The organism is Herbaspirillum sp. C7C8, from assembly GCF_022627875.1.
Taxonomy (GTDB): Bacteria; Pseudomonadota; Gammaproteobacteria; order Burkholderiales; family Burkholderiaceae_D; genus Herbaspirillum.
Genome location: NZ_JABXGG010000011.1, coordinates 1 through 22,943, shown reverse-complemented (window position 1 = coordinate 22,943; position 22,943 = coordinate 1). Strand labels below are relative to the sequence as shown.

At 56.5% G+C, this 22,943-nt stretch carries 21 protein-coding genes and 1 pseudogene; 14 read left to right on the top strand and 8 right to left on the bottom strand.

The window, feature by feature from the left end; all coding sequences use genetic code 11:
- Positions 1 to 10 precede the first annotated feature (10 nt).
- The 7 genes from tssG to HWE01_RS14000 form a co-directional block, all read right to left on the bottom strand.
- Positions 11 to 1,099 carry a type VI secretion system baseplate subunit TssG gene (gene tssG, locus HWE01_RS14030; protein WP_241822131.1) on the bottom strand — a complete coding sequence of 363 codons (1,089 nt, stop codon included), beginning with the start codon at positions 1,097 to 1,099 and terminating at the stop codon, positions 11 to 13.
- Positions 1,063 to 2,907 (bottom strand): type VI secretion system baseplate subunit TssF, encoded by a 1,845-nt coding sequence (gene tssF / locus HWE01_RS14025; RefSeq protein WP_241822130.1) that lies wholly within the window; start codon positions 2,905 to 2,907, stop codon positions 1,063 to 1,065. Before tssF ends, tssG begins: the two co-directional genes overlap by 37 nt.
- The gene (gene tssE / locus HWE01_RS14020) at positions 2,908 to 3,396 is read right to left on the bottom strand and encodes a type VI secretion system baseplate subunit TssE (RefSeq protein ID WP_241822129.1); all 489 of its coding nucleotides are present in this window, start codon (positions 3,394 to 3,396) and stop codon (positions 2,908 to 2,910) included.
- Positions 3,397 to 3,575: 179 nt separating this feature from the next.
- Positions 3,576 to 4,067 (bottom strand): Hcp family type VI secretion system effector, encoded by a 492-nt coding sequence (locus HWE01_RS14015; RefSeq protein ID WP_008332274.1) that lies wholly within the window; start codon positions 4,065 to 4,067, stop codon positions 3,576 to 3,578.
- 35 nt (positions 4,068 to 4,102) lie between these two features.
- Positions 4,103 to 5,596 carry a type VI secretion system contractile sheath large subunit gene (gene tssC, locus HWE01_RS14010; RefSeq protein ID WP_008332275.1) on the bottom strand — a complete coding sequence of 498 codons (1,494 nt, stop codon included), beginning with the start codon at positions 5,594 to 5,596 and terminating at the stop codon, positions 4,103 to 4,105.
- Between the two features lie 11 nt (positions 5,597 to 5,607).
- The gene (tssB, locus tag HWE01_RS14005; RefSeq protein ID WP_008332276.1) at positions 5,608 to 6,108 is read right to left on the bottom strand and encodes a type VI secretion system contractile sheath small subunit; all 501 of its coding nucleotides are present in this window, start codon (positions 6,106 to 6,108) and stop codon (positions 5,608 to 5,610) included.
- Between the two features lie 88 nt (positions 6,109 to 6,196).
- Positions 6,197 to 6,811 (bottom strand): outer membrane protein assembly factor BamD, encoded by a 615-nt coding sequence (locus tag HWE01_RS14000; protein ID WP_241822128.1) that lies wholly within the window; start codon positions 6,809 to 6,811, stop codon positions 6,197 to 6,199.
- A 367-nt stretch (positions 6,812 to 7,178) separates the two neighbouring features.
- On the opposite strand from HWE01_RS14000, the gene tssJ reads away from it, so the two are divergent.
- From tssJ to HWE01_RS13960, 8 genes are all read left to right on the top strand, one after another.
- A complete protein-coding gene (gene tssJ / locus HWE01_RS13995) occupies positions 7,179 to 7,808 on the top strand; it encodes a type VI secretion system lipoprotein TssJ (RefSeq protein WP_034351050.1) in 630 nt (209 codons plus the stop codon).
- A 61-nt stretch (positions 7,809 to 7,869) separates the two neighbouring features.
- Positions 7,870 to 9,222, top strand: coding sequence for a type VI secretion system baseplate subunit TssK (gene tssK / locus HWE01_RS13990; RefSeq protein ID WP_008332282.1), 1,353 nt, complete (start codon positions 7,870 to 7,872; stop codon positions 9,220 to 9,222).
- Positions 9,219 to 9,998, top strand: coding sequence for a type IVB secretion system protein IcmH/DotU (gene icmH, locus HWE01_RS13985; RefSeq protein ID WP_008332283.1), 780 nt, complete (start codon positions 9,219 to 9,221; stop codon positions 9,996 to 9,998). Before tssK ends, icmH begins: the two co-directional genes overlap by 4 nt.
- Positions 9,999 to 10,037: 39 nt before the next feature.
- On the top strand, positions 10,038 to 12,917 hold the full coding sequence (locus tag HWE01_RS13980) for a type VI secretion system Vgr family protein (RefSeq protein WP_241822127.1): 2,880 nt from the start codon (positions 10,038 to 10,040) through the stop codon (positions 12,915 to 12,917).
- A gap of 134 nt (positions 12,918 to 13,051) precedes the next feature.
- Positions 13,052 to 13,954, top strand: coding sequence for a DUF2515 family protein (locus tag HWE01_RS13975; protein ID WP_349641003.1), 903 nt, complete (start codon positions 13,052 to 13,054; stop codon positions 13,952 to 13,954).
- 132 nt (positions 13,955 to 14,086) lie between these two features.
- The gene (locus tag HWE01_RS13970) at positions 14,087 to 14,854 is read left to right on the top strand and encodes a hypothetical protein (protein WP_241822126.1); all 768 of its coding nucleotides are present in this window, start codon (positions 14,087 to 14,089) and stop codon (positions 14,852 to 14,854) included.
- A gap of 65 nt (positions 14,855 to 14,919) precedes the next feature.
- Positions 14,920 to 15,834 (top strand): hypothetical protein, encoded by a 915-nt coding sequence (locus HWE01_RS13965; RefSeq protein ID WP_241822125.1) that lies wholly within the window; start codon positions 14,920 to 14,922, stop codon positions 15,832 to 15,834.
- A 384-nt stretch (positions 15,835 to 16,218) separates the two neighbouring features.
- The gene (locus HWE01_RS13960) at positions 16,219 to 16,812 is read left to right on the top strand and encodes a hypothetical protein (RefSeq protein WP_241822124.1); all 594 of its coding nucleotides are present in this window, start codon (positions 16,219 to 16,221) and stop codon (positions 16,810 to 16,812) included.
- Positions 16,813 to 16,931: 119 nt separating this feature from the next.
- Here the strand turns inward: HWE01_RS13960 and HWE01_RS13955 are convergent.
- Positions 16,932 to 17,177, bottom strand: a pseudogene (locus HWE01_RS13955) (OsmC domain/YcaO domain-containing protein); the annotation flags it as partial.
- Between the two features lie 356 nt (positions 17,178 to 17,533).
- Here HWE01_RS13955 and HWE01_RS13950 point away from each other — a divergent pair.
- From HWE01_RS13950 to HWE01_RS13925, 6 genes are all read left to right on the top strand, one after another.
- A complete protein-coding gene (locus tag HWE01_RS13950; RefSeq protein ID WP_241822123.1) occupies positions 17,534 to 18,601 on the top strand; it encodes an Imm71 family immunity protein in 1,068 nt (355 codons plus the stop codon).
- A gap of 214 nt (positions 18,602 to 18,815) precedes the next feature.
- Positions 18,816 to 18,968 carry a hypothetical protein gene (locus HWE01_RS13945; protein WP_241822122.1) on the top strand — a complete coding sequence of 51 codons (153 nt, stop codon included), beginning with the start codon at positions 18,816 to 18,818 and terminating at the stop codon, positions 18,966 to 18,968.
- Positions 18,965 to 19,900 carry an Imm71 family immunity protein gene (locus HWE01_RS13940; protein WP_241822121.1) on the top strand — a complete coding sequence of 312 codons (936 nt, stop codon included), beginning with the start codon at positions 18,965 to 18,967 and terminating at the stop codon, positions 19,898 to 19,900. The genes HWE01_RS13945 and HWE01_RS13940 overlap by 4 nt, the downstream gene beginning before the upstream one ends.
- Positions 19,901 to 19,906: 6 nt before the next feature.
- Entirely contained in the window at positions 19,907 to 20,926 is a 1,020-nt protein-coding gene (locus tag HWE01_RS13935) for a hypothetical protein (RefSeq protein ID WP_241822120.1), read from the top strand.
- 118 nt (positions 20,927 to 21,044) lie between these two features.
- Positions 21,045 to 22,010, top strand: coding sequence for a hypothetical protein (locus HWE01_RS13930; protein ID WP_241822119.1), 966 nt, complete (start codon positions 21,045 to 21,047; stop codon positions 22,008 to 22,010).
- Positions 22,011 to 22,234: 224 nt separating this feature from the next.
- Positions 22,235 to 22,861, top strand: coding sequence for a hypothetical protein (locus tag HWE01_RS13925; RefSeq protein ID WP_241822118.1), 627 nt, complete (start codon positions 22,235 to 22,237; stop codon positions 22,859 to 22,861).
- Positions 22,862 to 22,943 lie beyond the last annotated feature (82 nt).

Here is a 22,943-nt window from a genome sequence, read left to right as displayed (position 1 = left end):
TTTCTTCACATTACTGAACTGCAATTTCGTAACGGATATCGGCACGGTCCCGTGTTTCGGGCACGGTAGCGATGAAGGTGTCCCAGCCCAGGCGTCCTCCTTCACTTGTGCCTGCAAGCGCCATCCCATGGACGTCCTGAGCACGCAGCACCAGCTGCACTTCATATTCCAGGGTGGCTCCGGTGAACATGCCCAACATGCGCGCCAGTGCCAGAGAGGCCTTCTTGCCAGGCAAAAACTGTTCGAAGTCCTTCATCGCCAGCGGGCCGATACGCAGCCGCATGCGCAGGTCGCGCTGCCAGACACGTTCACCAGCCATGGCCGTGCCCAGAGCGGAATTGGTCGAGCCCAACATGGTCTGGTGTTCGCGCGGCACCTTGTACCAGTAGCCGACGAACTGCTCGATCTGCAGCGGTACTGAAAAATATTCGCCCAACACCTTCTGCATGTAGGGTGCCGAGGCCGGACGGTGGCGGAAGGCACCGGCGAAATGCGCCAGCGACTCGTCACGTACGCCGTTGCCATGACAATCCTGCAGGCGCTCGCGCAAGGAACGGAAACCAAGCCCCGAGAGGGACAACAGCAAAGGCAGGAAGGTGTCACGCCGACCGGCCTCATATTGAAAGGCCAGGCGATACTTGGTCCACGCCTGGTAGAACAAGGCCAGCGACCTGGTGGAGAAGGCATCCAGAAAGGCCCGCGGGCCTTCATCGCGCTGCTCGATCTGATGACGCGCGATGCGCTCGGTGTAATGGGCCGGAAGAGAACCACTGCCGCCCAGAAAGCCCATGAAGGTAGGCGTAAGCCGGACATACTTCATCTGGCCGCTGCGTAGCGCCTGCTCCATGTCGCTGACCGAGACCGATGCCTCCTGGCGCGGTGGGTAGGTGTCGATGCCCTCGATTTCGCTGGCAGGAAATCCTAGTACCGTGCGATTGGCAAAGCGAAGGAAATCGCTGACCGCACGTTCATGCGGAACGCCGTTGCGCTTGAACCAGAGTTCAATCATGCGCACGGCCTGGAAAAACTGGAAGCGGTGAGGAGCGGCAAACAGCCGCTCGATCACGCTAGGTTCAAATCTCCGCTGCGTGGCCTGCATTTGAGCAGTTCCTCCCCGGTTCTTTTGGATATCACGATCAACTGCGAGAAGCTGTTGGCGTGGACGTACAAGCCCATGAAGCGATCGATCACGCTGGCGAAGGCGTGCAGTCCGCTGCCCACAAAGCCCTCCTCGTCAACGGTCAATCTGACCTCGATGCCCCGCACCAGGCTGGCGAAGGGATTACCCGGCAACCACGCCGTAGTGGCTTTGTGCTCGATGGCGGCGATAGCACTGATCTGGCGTTGAGAAATGGGTGAATTGGATTGGTCGTAGAGCGTCAGCATCTCCTGGAAGGCTTCCAGCCCGCCGCGCATGAGGGACAGATGGTTCAGCGAAAGATGCGAGATCAAACGCCATTGCGCCCCGCGCCCTCGCTCGAAGCGCGAAGGCAGGGTCGGCTTGCGCAACAGAGCGGCTGTGCGGGTGACGCCACCACCCTCCATGCTGAGGTCGCCACCGGGCAGCCCGTAGGTGAGCAGCGCCGGAAGATCGCGGTTGGTGCAGGTCAGGTCAATGCTCAGGGTATCGGTTTCGACCTTGGCCGGATTGAAATCGATATCGACGATGGAGATTTCGGTCTCATAGCCCGGACTCTTCAGGGCGACCAGTTCATCGCGACGCATTGCCCAGTAATGGCCATCCGTTTCGGGGGCCTGTCCATGGCGCAGCGAATAGAAGGGACGGAACTGCGTGACTGACTCCCCCTGGGGCGTCTGCCGCACCAGCTGTACCGAATCGATCGAATAGACTTCGTATCCGAAGGCGCGCCGCCCGTCAGGGAGTACCGGATAGGTGGCACCCGCGTGCGTGAGGCGGATCGGATCACCGCGCTGACTGAACAAGTTGATGACCGGTGTGCAGCCCAAGAGCAGATTGGCCGCACTGACACCACCGAGCTGGCGGGCGATGTGCGAATCGGCACGCAGGCCGGACAGGCCCAGGTGCAAGGTGAAGCTTTTGGCCCCCGCAGGCAGGATGGCGAGGATGGCCGACAGATCGATATCGAAGAAATTGAATCTCTCCGGGAAGGCAAAATACTCCGTCAGCAAGCGATAGGCTGGATGCGACTGCGAGGGGAAATCGATCAGTGCATCCTCTTCGGCAAACCCGACCTCGGCCAGAGGCAGCTTGCGCAGGGCAGTCCAACGGCCACTGCGCGGCAATTCGACCCAGGCCGCCGTGCTGCGGATGAAGAGACTGTCACGCAGGGCCGCGCAGAATGAAGCCTCGCCATCGATGAAGACCCGCAGTGAAGCAAGACCCAGCTTGGCCAGGGCCAGCGACTCCGCCGTCGTCTCGATGGTGATGGACAGCGATGAGCTCACCGAAGTCGGCAATACCACGGCCTCGGGCGCATCGATGATGGGCGAGAAGACTGCCTGCGACAGACGGATCGGAGCGACCGGAATATCGTAGACCGTCTGGAAGCGGCAGACCACGCCCTTGACGGGGCGGGTGGCCAGCGACGTGCCACGCGGGATCACGGTGGCATTGGTCAGCTGCGCGGCCGACGCCGCGTAATCCATGTGCGCGATCGAGCAGGAGGGAAAAGGACGCAGGTAATGCGGATAAAGGACCTCGAACAAGGCCTCGGTGAATTCGGGATAGTCATCATCGAGCCGCTTGGACACGCGCGCATTGAGCAACGCATAGGACTGGATCATGCGCTCGATGTGCGGATCCTCGCAGATCTCGCCGGCCATCAGCAGGCTGCCCGCGATCTTGGGATAGCGCTCGGAGAACTCGCGGGAATAGCGCCGCAGGAAGCTCAGCTCGCGCTCGTAATAAGGTAGCAGCTCTTGCACTTAAACTCCTATGCGGGTCGTTCGCGACTTGCTGATGGAATATTGCAGGGTCGACGGCTGCAGTACGGCATCGAAATTGACAGTCTCGCGCGCAGCGTTGACCACCAGCAATGCGCTGATGGCAAAGTTGAGACGGTTGATCGAACCCTCCTGGATTTCCAGCGTGGCTTTCACATTGCGCAGCCGCGGCTCGTGCCGAGAGATCGCTTCTTCCAGGGAGTGACAGATCGCGGTACGGTCATCGAGACTGGCCAGACTCATCCCGGCGAAATCATTGAGGCCGTAGGCGATGATGGAGTTGCTGCACTCCGGATATTGCTGGAGCAATTCCTCAGGCACCACCGAGCGCGTGTTGAGCATCGCCTCCAGGTCACGTGCCACCACATCCTTGAGCTCTTCTATCGACAGACGGCTGACGACAGGACTGACGGCGGAACGGGGTCCGTCATTCATCAGCTTGTCAAACAGGCTGGGCGCGAAGCCTTTCATCTGCGTTTCCCCCGTCTGGTGATCGGATGATCGAATGGTTATTGCTTGGATCGCACGACATTGAAGTCGGCATAACAGGCGTTGAAAGCGGAAGTCCGCCGGAAGACCGGCGGACGTCGTACAGCTTCATGAATGTCTGTTCTTTTGACGACAGCTCATCCGTTCAGTACAAGGTTCCCTTAGATGACTTTGTTGGTGGACAGATCCCAGCCGCCCGAGGTATTGCCGGCGGTACCGCCATCCTTCTTCTGCTGGGTGTACTTCCACTTCACGGTGGAGTACTTCAGGCCGACCGTTTCGTTCAGGATCTCGCCCGACTCGATGGTCGGCTTGACGCTGCTGATCATGACGTTGGTCAGTTCGATCTCGAAGTAGCGGACGCGCTCGCCCTTGCCATCGGCGCGCATGAATTCGAACTTGGCCTTCGGAATGGTCTTGCCCGAGGAGGAGTTTTGCAGCAGCAGGGGCGAGGCCAGGTCGGCCACCTTGGTGAACACGATGTCCTTGTGCTCGCAGCGCTCGGCGGTGTGACCACCACCGGTCGATGCGGTTGCCGACTTCGGCTGCAGGACTTCCCAGTCAACGGTCTTGCACTCGATCCAATCCTTGTGCAGGTCATCAGTGGATTCACCCTTGATGCCGTCGATTTGCAGATAGACGTCAATTGCCATAACTTATCCTGTAAACATGAGGGAGGAAAAAATAGTTAGGATTTACCTGCCTGCGGCAGCTCCGCAACCAGCCGGAGCGACACCGACAGTTCATCCAACTGAAAATGCGGACGCAAGAACGACACGGCGCGATAAACGCCTGGCCGTCCCGGCACTTCCGACACCTGTACCGAAGCTTCGCGCAGCGGGAATTGCGCTTTTGCTTCCTGCGTGGCGTTGTCGTCCAGCAGCACGTATTGCGCGATCCAGCGATTGAGGAAGTCTTCGACGTTCGAAGCGGCAGCAAAGCTGCCGATCTTGTCCCGCATCATCGACTTCATGTAGTGAGCGATGCGCGAGACGGCAAAGATGTATTGCAACTGCGAGGACAGGACCGCATTGGCATTGGCGGCGTCCGTGTTGTACTTCTTGGGTTTCTGGGCAGACTGTGCGCCGAAGAAGGCGGCATAGTCGGTATTCTTGCAGTGAACCAGGGAAATGAAGCCCAGATCCGACAGCTCCTTCTCGCGGCGATCGGTGATGGCAATCTCGGTGGGGCACTTGAGGGCAACTTCGCCTTCATCCGTCTTGAAGGTGTGGGTGGGCAGGTCCTCGACCAGACCGCCGCCCTCCACACCACGGATGGCCGCGCACCAGCCGAAGTCCTCGAAGGCCTTGGTCAGCTTGCTGCCAAAGGCATAGGCGGCGTTGCACCACAGGTATCTGGAATGATCGGTGCCATCGACATCCTCGACGAAGTTGAAGCCTTCGACCGTCGTCCCGTCTTTGGGATTGAAGGGCAGACGACCCAGGAAGCGCGGCAGGGTCAGGCCGACATAACGTGAATCTTCGGATTCACGGAAAGACTTCCACTTGGCGTATTCAACCGTATCGAAGACCTTGGACAGGTCACGCGGCTTGCCCAGGTCGGAGAAGCTCTCCAGGCCGAACAGCTCGGGCGAGGCCGCCGTGATGAAGGGCGCATGGGAGGCTGCGGCGATACGCGACATCTGCTCGATGAAGTACATATCTTCAGGCTGGCGCGTGATCTCGAAATCGCCCAGCAAGGCACCGAAAGGCGCGCCACCGAAGGTACCGAATTCTTCTTCATATACCTTCTTGAACATGGCACTCTGGTCGAATTCCAGTGCCGAGTTGAAGTCCTTGACCAGTTCCTTCTTGGTGGCGTTGAGGATCTTGATCTTCTGGTTCTCGCCAACGGTGGTGTTGCGGACCAGGTAGTTCAAGCCGGTCCAGCTGCCTTCCAGCTTCTGGAACTCGGGCGCGTGCATGATCGCGCTGACCTGACTGGAGATCAGATGATCCAGTTCCGCGATGCGCGCATCCAGGGTGGCCGACAGGTTTTCCGAGACAACTACCGTGCCTTCCATGACCTGGCTGACCAGTTCGGAAATCAGATCCTTGGCACGATCATGTTCGGAAGAGGACTTGGCGACCTTGCTTTGTTCGACGATGTCATCCAGAAGAGTGCTGCCGACAGCAGCGGGCGCGGCACTTGCGGCAGCTTCGGTATTGGCTTGAGCGGACATGGGGATCTCTTTTACTTGTTGGTTTGCTTGCTGAGTTCGGCCAGCTTCTCGGTACTGTTGAGCACGTCGCTGAGAATGTCTTCCAGCTTGTCGTTGCCGGCGATCTTGTTACGCAGATCTGCCAGCTTGGTGCGCGCTTCCAGCAGCTTGCGCAGGGGCTCGACCTGCTGCACCACGGACTCGGGCCGAAAATCTTCCATCGAACGGAACTTCAGTTCCACCGCGAATTCGCCCCCCTTGTCAGAGAGCTCGTTGGGCACGCGATAGACGGCCCGCGGTTCGATACCCTTCATGACTTCATCGAAATTATCGGGATCGATATTGATGAATTTCCGATCCTTCAGACGCGGCTGCGGCACCTCCGAGTTCCCGCCGAAATCGCCGACCACGCCGGTCACGAAGGCCAGTTCCTTCTTTTCGATGGCGTCACCGATCTCGACGTCATAGGTCATCTGCACGCGCGGGGGACGCACTTTCTGCAGTTTCTTCTGGATGCTTTCTCTTTTGGCCATGTTTGCTCCGCTGCTGTTTGAGTGACTCGCCCCATCGCCTGAGGCGGCTTGAAAAGCGGGAACACGCAAGGCGTCCCGCCGGCTCGCCTTACTTCAGATTGCCAAATGGATTGGGGCCGCTGCCGCCACCATTGCCTGCATCGGTATCAACTGAGGGTGCGACCGCCTTGCGCACGACCTTGCCGCGCGCACGAGATGCAGCGACAGGCTTGCCCGGTGGCGGCACCAAGGTGTTTTCGCCCAGGCTTTCACGCAGGATCTTGGTCAGGTCCTGGGCTTCGGTCTTGACCGAGCCGTTCAGCGCATTCTGCGAGCGCAGATCCGCCAGCGACTTCGTCGCCAGACGCAGGCCGGACACAGTCACGATGCTGTTGGCGACCTTGTCGGACGGGTCGCGCTTGAGTGCTTCCTGGGCATTGACGATCGCATCGCTGTAATCGCCGGCGTCGAAGCGGATCTGGGCAATGCGCACCCAGGGAGTCTTGTCGGCAGGGAAGCGGCTGGCCACTATCTTCAGCACTGACACGGCTTCATCGGTCTTGCCTTCGGCCTGCGCGGTGTTGGCCTGGGCCACCCCGTTTTCCAGCGTGTTCTTGGCGTCGTCCTCCGGATTGGGCTTGTTCTGAATATTGGCACAACCGGCCAACATCACCGCCAGCAGTGCCGGAACGATCACACCAGCCTTCAATTTGCTCGCACGCATTGGAATTCACTCCTTATATTTTTGACATTAAGAAAACCTTGCGCGAAATCGCACAAGCAAATTAGTCGGGACCGAAAAATTCCGGAGATTCCTGATTTTTAGGCTGCAAATGAGATGCGACGGCAGTTTTCCGGCGAAATTGATGCTCTTGGAAACCGCACTTTTCAACTACGCCACGTTCTAATTACGACTATCAGGTTGTTGCCCGACTTAATAGTTTTGAGTAATTTGAACTTAAGCTCGTCCAAATGTATCGCATAGACCTTCACGGGAAAATGCAGTTCCACAATCTGTAAAGACTTCCTAAAATTTTTTCGGCACGCGAGAATTCGCGCATGAGAAATCCAATAGAACGAACGGGGCAGAGTTGAAAAAACGATTGATTAATCACTTGGCAACGGGAGTTGCCATCTTTTCCCTATCCGGCTGTGCCGCCGTGGGTGCAGCCTCCGGGGTCGCCCAGGCCGCCAAGTCCACGCTGGAGGCGCTGGGACTGAAGAAACCCGACACGCCGGAAGTCCCCGATTCCATGAAGCAGCCGCGCACGGTACCCATCAAGCTGCACGCATCCAAGGCTCTCAACGTCGATTCGCAGCAGCGTCCTCTGGCCCTGGTCGTAAAAATTTATAAGCTCAAGCAGAACATTAGTTTCCAACAGGCGTCATACGACACGTTCCTGAGCGCACAGAAAGAAAAGGAAGCCTTGGGAGCTGACCTCCTGGAGGTCAAGGAAGTGACGCTGGTCCCGGGCCAGCGCTATGAGATTTCCGAGAAGGTCAGTTATGAAGCCGGCTATATCGGCGTGGCAGCGCTGTTCGTCAACCCGGCGCCGCAGCGCTGGCGTGCCGTCTTCAAGGCTGATGAGGCCGAGAAGAACGGTATCACCGTCGGCTTGCAGTCCTGCTCGCTGACCGTAGGTGCTGGTGCCGTGGCCATCGATACGCAGGGCAAGCCGCTGGAAAAGAATCTGATGCTGGCACCAGTTCAGTGTCAGTGAAATTCAAACAACAATTCGCAGGACATCGCGACATGACAATCATCACGACGGGGCAATCCAAGTGAATCACTCCAACAAAGTCCTCTGGGGCGAAGGTCTTTTCCTCCGGCCGCAACACTTCCAGCGCCAGGATCATTATCACGAAACGCGCCTGCACCAGACTGCGCTGGCGCTCAATCCCTATTGCTGGGGCATCTGTTCGCTTCAGGTCGATCGCGATGCCCTGAGCAACAATACACTGCGCATCCTGGAACTGTCGGCCATCTTCCAGGATGGCGAAATATACAAGGCTCCGGATGGCGATGACCTGCCCGACCCCATCGAACTGACCGAGATTGCGCTATCGCAGCAATCCGTGACCTTCTACGCGGCGCTGCCCGCACTGAAGAGCTTCGGCAGCAATTTCGCCGCCGGCACCGGAAGCGGCAATCATCAGTCCAGCCGCTACATCCAGCACAATATCGAGACGCCCGATCTCTTCACCGATGCCGCCAAGGCCGAAATGAGCTATCTGAAGAAGGCGGTGAGGCTGGTGTCGGAGAACGAACCGCGCGATTCGCTGGTGTGCATCCCTATCGTCCGACTGCGTCGGGCAAGCTCATCAGGATTCGAACTGGATCCTGATTTCGTGGCGCCCAGCCTGTCGGTACATGCAGCACCGCTGCTGTTCCTGCGGCTTCGCCGCCTGCTCGATGCCTTGCAGGCCAAGGTCAGCGCGCTGTACGGGCACCATCGCGAACCCAGCAAGAGCGTGGTGGAATTCCGTTCCGGCGACATCACCTCTTTCTGGCTGCTGCATACGGCCAGCACCGCCTATGCCAGTCTCTCGCACTACCTGAACAATCCCATGCTGCATCCTGAACGGCTCTACGAACAACTGCTCGCCCTGGCAGGGTCGCTGATGACGTTCTCGCGCAGCCTGGCCCTGGCGGACCTGCCGCCCTATGAGCATCGCGATCCCGGACCGGCGTTTGCGCGGCTTGACGGCATCATCCGCGAACTGCTCGACACCGTCATCTCGTCGCGCTATTTCGCCATTGCCCTGCACGAGAACAAGCCGTCTTATCACATGGGCATGCTGGACTCGGGCAAGATCGACGAGAAGACCAGTTTCTACCTGGCCGTCAATGCCGACCTCCCGGCCATCGAGCTGGTCGACGTGGTGCCGCTGCGCTTCAAGATCGGCGCGCCCGAGGACGTCGAGAAATTCGTGCTGGCCGCACTGCCGGGCGTGAAGCTGGTGCACTCGCCGCAGGTGCCGGCGGCGTTGCCCGTACGCCCTGATACCTACTACTTCACGCTGGAGAGCAAGGGCGCCATGTACGAACGCATGCTGCAGGCGCAATCGATCTGCATCTATGTACCCTCCGGCATCCGTGACCTCAAACTCGAACTCCTGGCGGTGACGCAATGAATATGACCTCGGCCCCCTCCCTGCTCGATCAAGATCACCTTCCGCCTACCCAGCTGGCCAGCGCCCCCGTGAATGCGAAGTCGCTGCTGGATCTGATGTATGACGGCTTCTATGCGCTCTTCATGCTCAAGAACGGCAGTGCGCCTGTGGATGAAGCATCCTTCTCGGTGAAGATGCAGAAATTCCTGGGCGACGTAGAGCGCAATGCAAAGAAGCTTGACGTCTCTCCGGAAGACGTCTACGCCGCCAAATATGCGTTCTGTGCCTCGGTCGATGAGATCATCCTGCGTTCCAGCTTCGGCATCCGCGATGCGTGGGAACGTCGCCCGTTGCAGCTGACCATGTTCGGCGATCAACTGGCAGGTGAAAATTTCTTCAAGCAGCTGGAAGACCTGCGGGTGCGTGGCAACGCGCACATCCAGGCGCTGGAAGTGTTTCATATGTGCCTGCTGCTGGGCTTCCAGGGAAAGTACGCACTCGAAGGACCGGAAAAACTGAATTATCTGACCGCGCGGCTGGGTGACGAAATCGCTCATCTCAAGGGCAAGAGCGCGGGATTCGCGCCGCACTGGGCGCGGCCGGATGCCATCGTCAACAAGCTGCGCAATGACGTCCCGTTGTGGGTGGTGGCCTCGCTGTTTGCCTTTATCGGCATGTTTGCCTACCTGGGCCTGAACTGGATGCTCACCAGCGGCACCGAGAACGGACTGGCCGGCTATGCCGATATCGTCAAGCTGGCACCACGTACTGCCAACCTGACCATTACGCTGCCCTGAGCGTGATCTCTCCCCTGACTGTCATGGAAGACCACTCGGATGAATCTGCCTTTTTCCGATACTCTCAACAGTGTCATCAACCAGCTTTTCGGCCCCGGCCTGTCGCAACACGCGCGCCTGATCACTCTGAGCAGCGCTCAGACCGCAAACCTCCCTGAATCCTTGGTGGTGGAGCGCTTCCACGGCCAGGAGAGCGTCAATGACAACTTCAGGTTCGACATTGATGCGCTGTCCGTCTCCACCGATCTCGACCTCAAGCAATTCATCGGCAGCGAGCTGACGCTGCGCCTGCTGCAGGTCGATGGCAGCCGACGCGCCTGGCACGGCTACTGCACCCAGGCTTCCTGGCTGGGTGCTGATGGCGGTCTGGCACGCTACCGGTTGCGGCTGGAATCCTTCCTCGCCTTCCTCGACCGGCGCCGCGACAGCTTCCTGTTCCAGGACATGAGCGTCACCGACATCGCCAGCGCGGTCCTGAAGGAGTATCCGCAAGCCAATTTCTCGCTGGATGTCACGCAGACGCTTGCCAGGCGCGAGATCTGCACGCAATACCGCGAGAGCGATTACGCCTTCCTGCGCCGCATCCTGGCCAGCGAAGGCCTCAACTTCCGTTTCGAACATCAGCAGGATGGTGACGATGGCCAGGCCTCCGGCCAGCAACAGGCACGGCACAAACTGATCATCTTCGACCGTAACGCCAAGGCCCCGGACCTGCCGGGTGGCGATGCGCGCATTCGCTTTCACCGTGTCGCAGCCACCGAGTCCAGTGATGCCATCACCGACTTCAGCGCCGTGCGCAGCGTGCGTTCCAACGCGGTGGCCCTGGCCAGCTGGCATCCTGAGAAGATTTCTTCAGCTTCGGCCGAAGAGAGCTCCAGCCTGGATGCTGGCGAGCTCCCTGCCCTGCCGGTCTACGACGGCAGCGGCCAGCAGGACTTCGCCGACCAGAAGGCGGCATCGGACCATGCCCTGTTGATGCTGCAGGCCATGGAACTGCAGAACAAGCGCTTCGAAGGCGCAGGCGCGGTGCGCCAGCTCTGTGCCGGTGTTCAGTTCGCCCTGATCCAGCATGAGCGCTATCCGGAGGGAGAGAACCGCTTCATGCTGCTTTCGGTCAGCCATAGTGCTCGCAACAATTTCGACAACAATATCGCCCAGATCCTTGATGAGGTATTGCCCGCTTCGCTCGGGCAAGGCTTGGTCAGCTCACTCTCTCCGGGCACCAGCTCAGACGACGATCTCAAAGCCGGCACCTACCGCAACAGCTTCGTGGCCGTGCGCGATGTGGTTCCTGTCGTGCCGACCGCGATCACGGAGCGTCTCAAGCCAACTGCACGCGGCACGCAGACCGCATTGGTCACCGGCCTGCCGGACGCCGCTGTCACCACGGACCGCAATCATCGCGTCAAGGTGCAGTTCCATTGGCAACGCGGCCAGGCGCCGAACCCGGGCGGCCTGCGCGAGACCGGCAACCTCGATGACAAAGACGGCAACGCGCCCGGCAACGACGCCTCCGGCACCTGGGTACGCGTGGCCGAAGCCCAGTCCGGCCCCAACTGGGGCAGCCAGTTCACGCCGCGCATTGGCAGTGAAGTGCTGATCGATTTCATCGAGGGCGATATCGACCGGCCTGTCGTGGTCGCGCAGCTCTACAACGGCAGCGATGTACCGCCTTTCCCGGCTGGTGCCGATTCCGGAGCCAACCATGCCGGCACGATCTCGGGCTGGCACAGCACGGCGCATGATGGCAGTGGATTCAATCAATGGGTGGTGGACGATACGCAGTCGCAACTGCGCATGCGGCTGGCCTCCAGCCAGGCCAGGTCCCAGCTCAATCTCGGCCACCTGATCGAACAGGCCGACTCCGGCGCACAGCGCGGCAGCTATCGCGGTCAGGGTTTTGAACTGCGTAGTGACGCTTGGGGCGTGGTACGCGGTGCGGAGGGCTTGCTGATTTCCTCGACGGCGCGCCCGGCTGCCGGTGCCAGTGTGACCAGCACGCAGATGGACGCCCAGGAAGCCGTCGCCCAACTGAAGGGGGCGCAGCAACTGGCCCAGACCATGGGGGATGCCGCCACGCAGCAGCAGGCGCTGCATAGTGCGGATGCCTTGCAGGCCAAGAGGGATTTCATCTCCATCATCGACCCTGCTGATCAAGGAAAGCATCCGGGCAGCGTCAATGGTCAGGACGCCTTCAAGAGCAAAGAGGGGTCTCGCGAGAGCGACACCGCGCAACCGGTCGAGAAGTTCGCCAAGGCGGCGGTGCTGATGGAATCTCCGGCCAACATCAACTGGGCCAGCGCTGCCTCCACGGTGCTCTATGCCGGCGAGAACCTGCACTGGGCCAGCCAGGGCGATACCCACTGGACTGCTGCCGACACCGCCAGCCTGGCCGCTGGCAAGGCGGCTACCCTGTTTGCGCATGACGGAGGCATCCAGGCTTATGCGGGCAATGGACCGGTCTCGTTGCAGGCGCATACCGATGCGCTGGAGATCCTGGCCGACAAGGACGTGAGCGTGATCAGCGTCAGTGAGGGCATCGAGATCAAGGCGCGCCAGAAGATCGTGCTGCAGGCAGGACAGGCTTCGGTGACGTTGGAGGGCGGGAATATTACGTTTGCCTGTCCGGGGACGTTTTCGGTGAAGGGGGGGACGCATGCGTTTCCGGGTGGGATGAGCGTTTCGCCGGATCTGATGGCACTGCCAGACACCAAGTACAAGCTCTTTGACGAGGCCTTCGTGGTGAAGGATCCGAATGGTAATCCACTTTCCAATGTTCCTTACCGGATCAAGAGTTCAGCCGGTGATCAGCTGGCGGCCACCACCAAGGACGGCATGAGCGAGCGGGTCAGTACGGAGGCCAGCGAAAACGTGGAATTTGCCATGGAATGGTTCAAGGTCGTGCCGACCAAAACCTGAACAGATAAACCAAGGTGCAAAGGGGATGCTCGATGGGAGCCGCAGATAAAATCCAGTCACAGACAAATACGACTGGGAACTCGAAGAAAGAACTCAAGTGCGACTGCAATCTGATGTGGTCGATGATCCAGGAGATGAGCACCAAGCGCCTTTGCAAACTACACGGGCGTAATGAAGGTTCCATCATTCCGGTCTACAGTGACCGCGCTCGCAGGATCGCAGCCACCTATGCGCGCTTCTATCTGGAGAAGGAAGATTATGGAGATCCGGCCAAAAAGGGCCGCTTCTACTGGATGGCCCTGGGTGCGTTTGCCAGCAAGACGGTCGCTTGTTCTCTGGACGACATCCGCGTCGCAACGATTGATACCGTCTTCAAAGGGCTGGCAAAAGGAAATCTCTGGCTCTTCTATGACATCAGTGGCTGGCATTGGTATTACACGAGATTCGGCACGAGCTTCGATCTGTGCATTAGCCAACGGGATGCTTCCGCCTATATCACTGCGGTCAAGGAACAGGTCACGAACTATCCATGGAAGGACGAGGCCCTCTCCAAGATCAATAACATGCGGACCTTTGACAAGATTCAGGCCGGTTTTGCCTTGGTCAAGCAGATTGAAGAAGAATCAGATCGCGTCGAGCGCCGCAAGCTGCAGTGGGATCACTTGATCAAGATTGCCGAGCATGAGCAATATGTCATCCTCCAGCCATTGATTTATGCTGACAAGGATTTCTCTGATTGGGTCGCAGTCCAACGCTGGCGCCTTGTCGACCTCGTATCGCCTGAACTGCGCCTGGCATTCACCAGCGCGTGCGACAGCAAACAGCCATTGAAGAAGTCAGTTGCGCCCAAGGGCACTATCCTAGAAGACTACAAGAGCCGCATGGACTGGATCACGCAAGCAGCCGGTCGTTTCCATCAACTGATGGGTCAAGAGCGCGCGTATATGGAACAGGAGCTCAGTACCATGGCGGGATGGGTCCATATGGACGAGTCGCTGGAACTCGAAAACCGCCCCATGATGCTGCCTCCGATCTGACATCAATTCCACGCCATGTTGAAACATATTCACCTCCCGATCCGGACACGCGTCCGGATCGCACTTTTGCCGCTGCTCCTGCTTGCTGGGCTAAGCGCCTGCCCCCCCCACGACTCTTCAGAAAAACCCAAGATGAGCCAACTTGTTCATATTTCGATCAACGAACCCGTCGATACGCTTAATAAAGCCAACCCCGGGCTTTTCACAGCGAGCGAACACCCGAGCGGCCTGCAATTCGTCACGGCCAAATGGGAATCTGGCAAGCCAGGTACTGTCACCTTAGACCATGGTCCGCGATCGTTTTCAATGCCGTCCGTGCTCAGCGTCACGGGAACCGCCTCCACCAGGTTTGCTGCAGAGCATATTTCGCAGTGGTCCGTGAATGGTGGGGTCAGCGATGCAGAAACGATTTCCCATGACGACGCGCGCAAACAATTTACCGCATTGCTGCATGCACTAAGCGCAGCAGGTTGGTCGAAGGTAATCCCGATCAGCCGCCCGCGACTCAAAGGTGAACAAGCGCTGGCCTACGCGCTGAAGAACCCCGGCTATCCGCTCGACCCTTCGTATGACCTGTCGCTGGCGCAATGGATGACGCTGCCTGACGGCACTCCATGGCTCTTTTACGCCGATCACGTGTTCCTCGAAATCAAACTGTACCGAGATCCCAACCGGCTCGATCCGCACAAGAGGGGAGCCTACTTCGTCACCTCTTCATTGACGGCGCAGGACGCCTATCTGCGCGGCTATGTAGATGATGAAAAACTCGACAACTGGAAGATGGAATTCAGGAAGGAACTGCCTGCCTTGAAGCAGGCCCGGGAAAAGAAGGAGGCGCAACTGAAGAATGACAACGTCACCATCGATCAGGCTTATCAGGATCCGGCGGTCTTCCAATAACGTCCCGTACGAATTGCTGGCATGGTGATCTCTGACCGCTGACGATCAAGCTGAGGAAATTCCCCGTGCACTCATCTTTTTACTCCCTTGAATACCAGCGGACTCGTGTGCGCTCCGCGTTCAAATCCGCAATAGGCAGAATGGTGATTTTCGTTTTGGCGACCGCAATGCTAGGCGGCTGCGGCAATAGCAGCGGAGCCGAGCACCACGCAATGAACGAGCGCATTCATATCCAACTCGGCCAGTCCGGCGACGATATCCTTGAGAACTATCCCGGACTATTTTCAATGAGCGATCATCCCTCAGGTGCGAAGTTCCATGCGGCCAGATGGACCAAGGACGCGCGCGGCACAGTTGAAATTGGGCCATCGGAGACACTGTTTGTCATTCACCATGCGTTGAGCGCAACAGGGAACTACTCGCCTTCATTTGCCAACGAAAACATCATCGAATGGAACATCAATGCTGGCCTGGCGGAAAGCAGTCCGATCATGCACGACGCTGCAAGGAAGCAATTTCAATCCATTCGTGCAAATCTGCGCAAGGGCTCCCGGCATCGCTATATCGATCCGGATGCCCCCCGGCTGTCGGGTGAAAACGCGCTACGCTATGCAGAGTCCACGCCCTCCGTTTATGGATTGGATACGGACTACGAGCCAACCTTGGACGAATGGATGCATCTTCCCGGCCGCACGCTTTGGAAACTCTGGAGCAAGGAGGGCTACCTGACGATTGCTTTGTCCCGCGATCTTTCTCTAAACGACGTCAACCAGCCGGGTGCCTACTTCATTGAATTCAACCTCCGGAGTGAAAAAGAGCAATTCCACCAACTGGTGGGCGCTGACAAGCGGACGGTTTGGCAGCAAGCATTGCGCGCTGAAATAAAACTGCTGAAAGAAAAGCGCCAGCAGGCCGAAAGCACCTTACGCAAACAGGGAGTCAACATTGACGAAGCCTATCAAGATCCGCCGGGCTTCTGATAATTGTCCACCCCACCCAAAGCGAGATGAGGACTCATGTACCCAAGCTGGGCAAGACCAAATAGACAATGAGACCGCACTGCAGCTTCACTTTATATTGCTCATGCCAGTGAAAGCATTCCGGCTATTCCGAATTGGCGCGATGAGTTCCATGTTCTGGATCATCGCGCTCCGGACCGCCTGTTCTCCCGACAAATCAGAGAAGTCGATCAATATGCTCCATCAGATCGAAATCAGCGCCAACCAATCCGGCAAAGAACTTCTCGCACGCTACCCAAATCAGATAGTTCTGATCATCAGGCCCCCAACGTCAACTTTTATTCAATGGACTGGCCTCGTGATGCCTCGGGTGCCGTGGAGATACGCAACGGCACACGCGCATTCATGCTCAATGATGTTCTTGGAATTTCTGGTAACGAGGATCCCCACTTCCCGGACGAAAATATCATTGAATGGAACATCTACGCTGGCTTGGGCGCTGAAGAGCATATCCCGCACGATGAGGCAAGGCAGAGAATGATGCGCATCCTGAACAACATAAGAGCCGCTGGCCGGCGTCACTACATAGAGCGCTCACTGCCGCGGCTGAATGGGGCGCAAGCCTTGCACTTTGCCATCACCTCACCGGTGCACTTGCTGGATCCCGCCTACGTGCCTGACCTGGATGAATGGATGAGTCTTCCCGCTGATGCGACATGGTGCCTCCAGCTTGAACATGCTTACCTGACCTTGACCCTGACCCGCGACATGGAACGACTTGACAGAAACAAGCCAGGCGCTTACTTCCTCAAGTTATCCCTGGTTGGCAGCAAGGAAGAGGCACGTCAGATAGTTGGGCCTGCAAAGCGATCAGATTGGCAAAACGCACTCTCTTCGGAATTGCCGCTATTGAAGCAAGACCGGGATCAGGCTGAAGAGACGTTGCGACGACGCGGCGTTGTCATCGATAGCGCTTACCAGGACCCATCTATTCCTTGAAAGCCTGCTTCAGGCGAAAGTTGAGAGAATGGATGCAGCTGCCGGGGCTCTGCACCAAAAAAAAACGGCCTGATCGCAGATCAGGCCGAGTGGTCATCCGCACAGCAAGGACAACTGCATCAAGCCGCTGAAGCAGAATCCGCCTGCGCAAACCGGGCACGCGCCTTGTGCGGCTTGCGATAACTATCCTGCAAGTGCTGATGGCGATCCAGCCCTTCGAGCTTCATGCTGGTCGGCGTCAAGCCAAAGAAGCGTACGCTGTCGTTCACCGATCCGATGGACGCATCCATGCGCGCGTCGCCGAACATGCGGCAGAAGTTGGTCCCATAGTCCGATAGTTCCAGCTCATCATCCAGGTCAAGCTGATGCGGGAGACCGTACCTCCGCCGTCGTTGCTCAGCAAGGGAAAATATCAAGAATTCCGGGACCGGTTTCTTCTGAAATGAAGTTAGATGTTGATAAGAAATTTCAAAAGGATGGCCACCGATTTCCTCACGCAATATTGAATCGTTCAACACTTTGATAGCAGATGGAATAAAAGATCCTGCTCGACTCTACAGAATCCTGTCTCCAAATAGCCGAGCAATGAGTGATTGCTGGATTACCGAAGATGTCTTTAAACAATAAAAGGCGGCAGCCGATCCACCTGCGGCATGGTGCGCGAACAAGCTAGCAAGGACAATAAACAAGTCTCAGTCCAGCCGTAAGGCAAATCAACGATATGAATATCCAAGACATCATGCTCCCATCGGAGAAAGAGCGGTGCCAAATTTTCCATTATCTTAAGAAGATCAGCTCGCTGACTGCGTGGCAGCGGATTTTCGAGTTTTACCAAGCCTGGGTGAACGTTGCAGAAAGTAGCGTTCGGGAAGCAGATACCCGGGGGTGGGGGAAAATGACATCCTTACCTTATTCGGACTACACATTCCTTTTAAAAAGCCTGGCCCATCGCGAAGATGGAGTACGCCGTCTGAGGCTAGGAGACAAGCGGGTATTCAAATTCGATGCCAACGGCGAATTCGCCATGGCTGCCAGGGCAACGGGCCACTATTCACAGTTACTCTATCGTTTAGAAATCGGGGAAAATCGGATCAACGAAGAGTACACACCACTTTGGTCTGAATTCTCCTCAGCGTTGTTAACGGTCAGTCAGGCATGGGGAGAATGCGGCGTCAATATTCTGGAACCTCGTTATCAAGATGAGCCGGCACTACTTCCGTACAACGATTGGTTAAGAACGTTGCTGAAAGCATCCCCTTTTCCGGACGTTCTAGAGCCTGTCCCAGATCCACAAGATAACTTGTTAGTCCGCACCGGCTCATTGGTACCGTGCTCGGGAATCTGGGAACCTATAGATGCACCTAAGCCTTCCATGATCATGACCCTGCTTGGAAAAACTGAAACACCACTGCCTCCTTTTACGCTCATGGGGTGCATGAACTATCTGCACGGAGCTTCTCCAGCACCGACGATCTGCGCATGTACCAAGGATGACGAAATCGATCTTGCCACTACCTGGCGCCTGCTCTGGCGAGACGACCGCTATATCGACGGCTTAATTCCAGAAGAGGAGAGGTATTACCGTTTCAACCAGCCTGAAGTAAAACATTCTGCACCGCAAAATGTCTCGGAGAACGATCAGATCACCTGGACTGAAAGCGGTACGGCGGCAACTAAGACGGGTAGATGGCTGGTGGAGTCCGATATGACAGCCAGCATCGAACTGAAGGCTGGTGAGTTATTGCCCTTGCATCAGGGGCGGATGGTGCGCTGGGTGATGGCTGAATGAGGAATCGGCTTGACCAGAAGCTTCCTATTATCCCTCATACGTGTTGGTACTCGTGAACATTCGCATGAAGATTGCGGACCGGCGCAGACAAGCGACTCACTGGCTAACTGGCTGAAAATTACCGCTGCAGGTCAAGTGAACTGGCCATACAGGGAAAGAATTTTCAAGTTCAAAACAGACAGCCAAAGTGACGTTCACTGATCCAGAGACTGGCATGGAATTCACTTTCCATGCAACCGGCTGGACAGATGCAAACGGAATCTGGGGCTACCTTCGCCCCCCTGGAACAGGCTCAGTGCAAACTGCACGTGTCGGCGCTCGTGAACAGGCGGAAAAAGATAACGAACAGGTTCTCATTCATCCATGACTCAATACGGCAACAGAAAGATCAACGACATTATGCTGCCCTCTCCGTCCGAGCGACAGCAGCTCTTCTATCTTCTAAAAAAACTAAGTTCGCTGACAGCGTGGCAACGAATACTAGGGTTTTATAACGCGTGGGCGGACGCCACCGAGAACAGTGTGCGCGAGGCTGATGATCGCGGCTGGACCAACGAGACCTCTTTATCGCATTCCGAGTACGCCTATATTCTTAAATGCCTTGCCCACTGCGAAGAAGGTGTTATGCGCCTGAAAAAGGGCGATAAACGCGTTTTCAAGTTTGACGCCAATGGAGAATTTGCTATGGCACGGCGTATCTTGTCTCACTATTCGCAGCTTCTGGAGCGTATCGACATTGGAGAAAATCGCATCGACGAAGAGCATACGCCACGATGGGCTGAATTCCGTGAAGCGCTTATCCAGTTGGCAAAAGCTTGGGGCGAATGCGCAAAATATATTCTTGAATCTCGCTTCACTGATGAAGCGGCCCCGGTTCGTTACAACGAATGGCTGAAGGAACTGCTTCACTCGCGGAAATATCCGCCCTTGCTCCATGAAGTACCTAAGGCATCCACCCAACTTAAGCAGAGCCTTCCAGACCGGCATCTTGAGGGAGGTTGGGAGCAAATCGTCTTTAACATACCTCGTAATGATGCACGCAACGACACGATGCTTTACTACCCTCGCCATGGCGATGAGTCCAAAAAATTGCAGAATGCTCTGAGTGCGGCAGAGTATGACAAGCTGGATGCCGCACAAAGAGAAGACTACGTCAGCCTGCGAGAATCAATCAATCACCCCAACATCAGCGGCCCCTTTGATACCGGATGGGGCTATTCGGATTTCGGAGGAGCAGGATTAGGAGAAAAGATCGGACTACCAAGTCTTCCGGGTCAAACCACAAAACTGAATCACTAAACAAAAATGTCTGACATTCCATTCCAACTTAGTTTGACGCAAAAGAAACACGTCTCTTTGCTGTATTACTTTGCGTCGCTGTCTTACCTACAAGGATTACAGGATCGCCTTCGATCGCTAATGCAGTTCGTCGAACCTACCCTGGATAAGGCAAAATTTCAAGGCCGCGACGCACTGCTGACCAATAGCCGCTGGGGAACACGTGACACCTCGGAGAACTGGGCCAATAATGGCTGGCCATTTCTTGCCGACTTCGAACTATCTGTCGCCAGGCAAATCGCACAGCGTGCATTCGAAGTCTATTCATTTACCGATGCGTACAATTGTGGGCGCGGCCTGTCGGAGTACTCTCTGAACTGGATGACACCGGAGGAGGAAGATGAATTCCAATCCCGCTTCGATGATCTATACCTGTACGCGCACAATATCGACAGAACATTAAAGAAATCCGGTATCTCTGGAGGATGGGATGATTTTGATTTGACAGTATGCCTCGCGAAACATCCCGAAGCACTTGAAGACGCGACGGCATTGAGACTTCGAGGCGACATCACCGCCCACAGTGGTACAACACCGCCGCGTACCGGCGTCTATTTGCCTCTCGACGACCCTCATGGCACTCCTCAATTTTGCTGGACCGGAAAGCCTTCAGGAACACTCAAGGAGTGCGCCACATTTAACGATCTTGGACTTGAAGCACTCGCGAGCGTCGGTCGTCAAGCGCTGTGGCTAGATGATTACCGTATGAATCAATTCGTGCAAAGTCACCTTCAAGATCCTCGCTTGATGGCAGATCCGTACTTCAATGAAAGTACAAATGATCCAGAGCTCGCTGCAAGTCTTATAGCGCGCCAAGCTTTTACTTCACGTCCCTGCGATTGGATTTACGTAGAACAACTTCACGGACAGCCTATCGACTTCTCTGAAGATGTGCCCCTTGATCAGGCAGGAAAGGCAGCTCGACTGGAAAGCGGTGCCATCTGTAATCGTTCGGGATATTACTTCACCCCGTCCAAGATGACCTGAAGAAAGCCTTGGTGAGCAAGCGACAACCTACCCATTGGGGCTATGATGAATTCGGTCAAAAAACTGATCTGGTTGGTGTTCCGGTTCTCACTAACAATTGGTACGAGTCAAAAAAGAAATGATTAACTCTCCTGGCCATATCGATCCACAAGAAATTTTTCTCTTGGAACGTTACACGTCTCTTGAATACCTGGGCCAATTGCGAGACAGATGGCAAGAGCTACTTGAATTTGTGGAGTCACGACTGAATCAGTTCATGCAAAACTTGCCTCCTGATTACCGCAACCGCGCTCTACCTGAACAACCTGATATCGTTTGGGGAGAACAGGTGCTTCCCAACTTCCGAGATACATTCGACGGCCTCTGCAGCGGTTATATCAAGTTGTCTCATGGAGACTTCGATGGACTCAAGAGCGCGCATGGAGTGCGCTCGGACTTCAAGGGGCAGCTCGAATTTTCCGCCGATTGGATGGGCGATGAAGGCGTACCTACGTATCGGCACCTCTTGAGTCAGGCGCTCGTCCGGGCTCGCAACATCATTTCTACTCAAGGTGCATACTGGTCGGCCGGAACCTTGTCACCCCGCTATACCCCGGAGGACCGCGGGCCACTCGATGCGCCGGATACCTGGCCTGGCTACGCGCTTGATCCTTCCGCCACCGCGCGAACAGGACAGCAACCGCCAAGACCAGGCATCTATGTTCCAGACCAATCCAATTCCAGCGCTCAGTTCCTGGGGCCGGACATTGATGAGGCACCCGAATGCAGCATATTCCTGGGAATGCAATCTCTCTACATTCCGGGCACCTCAGAAAAATACGGTGAAGAAGCTCTGCATCAGACCGCTCCATGCACATGGACGCTGGTCAAGAAGGTGGCCCATCAACGGAAGGTAACATCGCTAAGCGCACCGCAGGATTTCAAGCGACGCGTTGCAAGCGGAGAACTCTGCCCGGAGGATGGATATTATTTCACGCCTGCCCAACTGAATTCCCGACGCAAGTTCAAGCGCGGAGAGACCATGCCAACCCTGAATTCCCAATATGGTGCCACCATCTGGCAATGGGATGCAGATCAGGATTGAACGCAAGATGCAAAGAAAAGCAGCTTGATCAGGATAAAGACCGAATTCTCTGGCATATCAGCTCATCTTGCTTGCCTCAAGAAGCGAAAAATCCAGGACAAATAGAATGAGCAAGTACCCCATTGAACTCAGCCTGCCCCAGAAAAAACACGTCTGTCTGCCTGCTTTACCATTTCGCCTCCCTCGAATATCTGAAAGGCCTTCAAGTACGCCTGCACGAGCTGATGCGATTCGTCGACCCGACGTTGGCCAAGGCCAAGCTTCAAGGCCGCGACGCACTGCTGACCAATAGCCGCTGGGGAACACGTGACACCTCGGAGAACTGGGCCAATAATGGCTGGCCATTTCTTGCCGCCTTCGAACTATCTGTCGCCACGCAGATTGCAGAGCGTGCATTCGAAGTCTATTCATTTACCGATGCGTACAATTGTGGGCGCGGCCTGTCGGAGTACTCTCTGAACTGGATGACACCGGAGGAGGAAGATGAATTCCAATCCCGCTTCGATGATCTATACCTGTACGCGCACAATATCGACAGAACATTAAAGAAATCCGGTATCTCTGGAGGATGGGATGATTTTGATTTGACAGTATGCCTCGCGAAACATCCCGAAGCACTTGGAGACGCGACGGCATTGAGACTTCGAAGCGACATCAACGCCCACAGCGGCACAACACCGCCGCGTACCGGCATCTATTTGCCTCTCGACGACCCTCATGGCACTCCTCAATTTTTCTGGACCGGAAAGCCTTCAGGAACACTCAAGGAGTGCGCCACATTTAACGATCTTGGACTTGAAGCACTCGCGAGCGTCGGTCGTCAAGCGCTGTGGCTAGAACCCATTTCATAAATAGACGTGAGTGCGAGCGAGTCCCGTTTGGGATGAAGTGCAAGGCGCGAATTTGGGTCAAGACTGGGCGTCTTGACCCAAA

Bases quoted from the DNA above. Each gene is read 5' to 3' on its own strand.
- tssE (WP_241822129.1), bottom strand. From the start codon at position 3,396: ATGAAAGGCTTCGCGCCCAGCCTGTTTGACAAGCTGATGAATGACGGA.
- HWE01_RS13970 (WP_241822126.1), top strand. From the start codon at position 14,087: ATGAGCCAACTTGTTCATATTTCGATCAACGAACCCGTCGATACGCTT.
- HWE01_RS13925 (WP_241822118.1), top strand. From the start codon at position 22,235: ATGCGATTCGTCGACCCGACGTTGGCCAAGGCCAAGCTTCAAGGCCGC.
- HWE01_RS13980 (WP_241822127.1), top strand. From the start codon at position 10,038: ATGAATCTGCCTTTTTCCGATACTCTCAACAGTGTCATCAACCAGCTT.
- HWE01_RS14000 (WP_241822128.1), bottom strand. From the start codon at position 6,811: ATGCGTGCGAGCAAATTGAAGGCTGGTGTGATCGTTCCGGCACTGCTG.
- HWE01_RS14015 (WP_008332274.1), bottom strand. From the start codon at position 4,067: ATGGCAATTGACGTCTATCTGCAAATCGACGGCATCAAGGGTGAATCC.
- HWE01_RS13950 (WP_241822123.1), top strand. From the start codon at position 17,534: ATGAATATCCAAGACATCATGCTCCCATCGGAGAAAGAGCGGTGCCAA.
- HWE01_RS13945 (WP_241822122.1), top strand. From the start codon at position 18,816: ATGGAATTCACTTTCCATGCAACCGGCTGGACAGATGCAAACGGAATC.
- tssB (WP_008332276.1), bottom strand. From the start codon at position 6,108: ATGGCCAAAAGAGAAAGCATCCAGAAGAAACTGCAGAAAGTGCGTCCC.
- tssG (WP_241822131.1), bottom strand. From the start codon at position 1,099: ATGCAGGCCACGCAGCGGAGATTTGAACCTAGCGTGATCGAGCGGCTG.
- tssC (WP_008332275.1), bottom strand. From the start codon at position 5,596: ATGTCCGCTCAAGCCAATACCGAAGCTGCCGCAAGTGCCGCGCCCGCT.
- HWE01_RS13975 (WP_349641003.1), top strand. From the start codon at position 13,052: ATGAGCACCAAGCGCCTTTGCAAACTACACGGGCGTAATGAAGGTTCC.
- HWE01_RS13940 (WP_241822121.1), top strand. From the start codon at position 18,965: ATGACTCAATACGGCAACAGAAAGATCAACGACATTATGCTGCCCTCT.
- HWE01_RS13930 (WP_241822119.1), top strand. From the start codon at position 21,045: ATGATTAACTCTCCTGGCCATATCGATCCACAAGAAATTTTTCTCTTG.
- icmH (WP_008332283.1), top strand. From the start codon at position 9,219: ATGAATATGACCTCGGCCCCCTCCCTGCTCGATCAAGATCACCTTCCG.
- HWE01_RS13960 (WP_241822124.1), top strand. From the start codon at position 16,219: ATGCTCAATGATGTTCTTGGAATTTCTGGTAACGAGGATCCCCACTTC.
- HWE01_RS13935 (WP_241822120.1), top strand. From the start codon at position 19,907: ATGTCTGACATTCCATTCCAACTTAGTTTGACGCAAAAGAAACACGTC.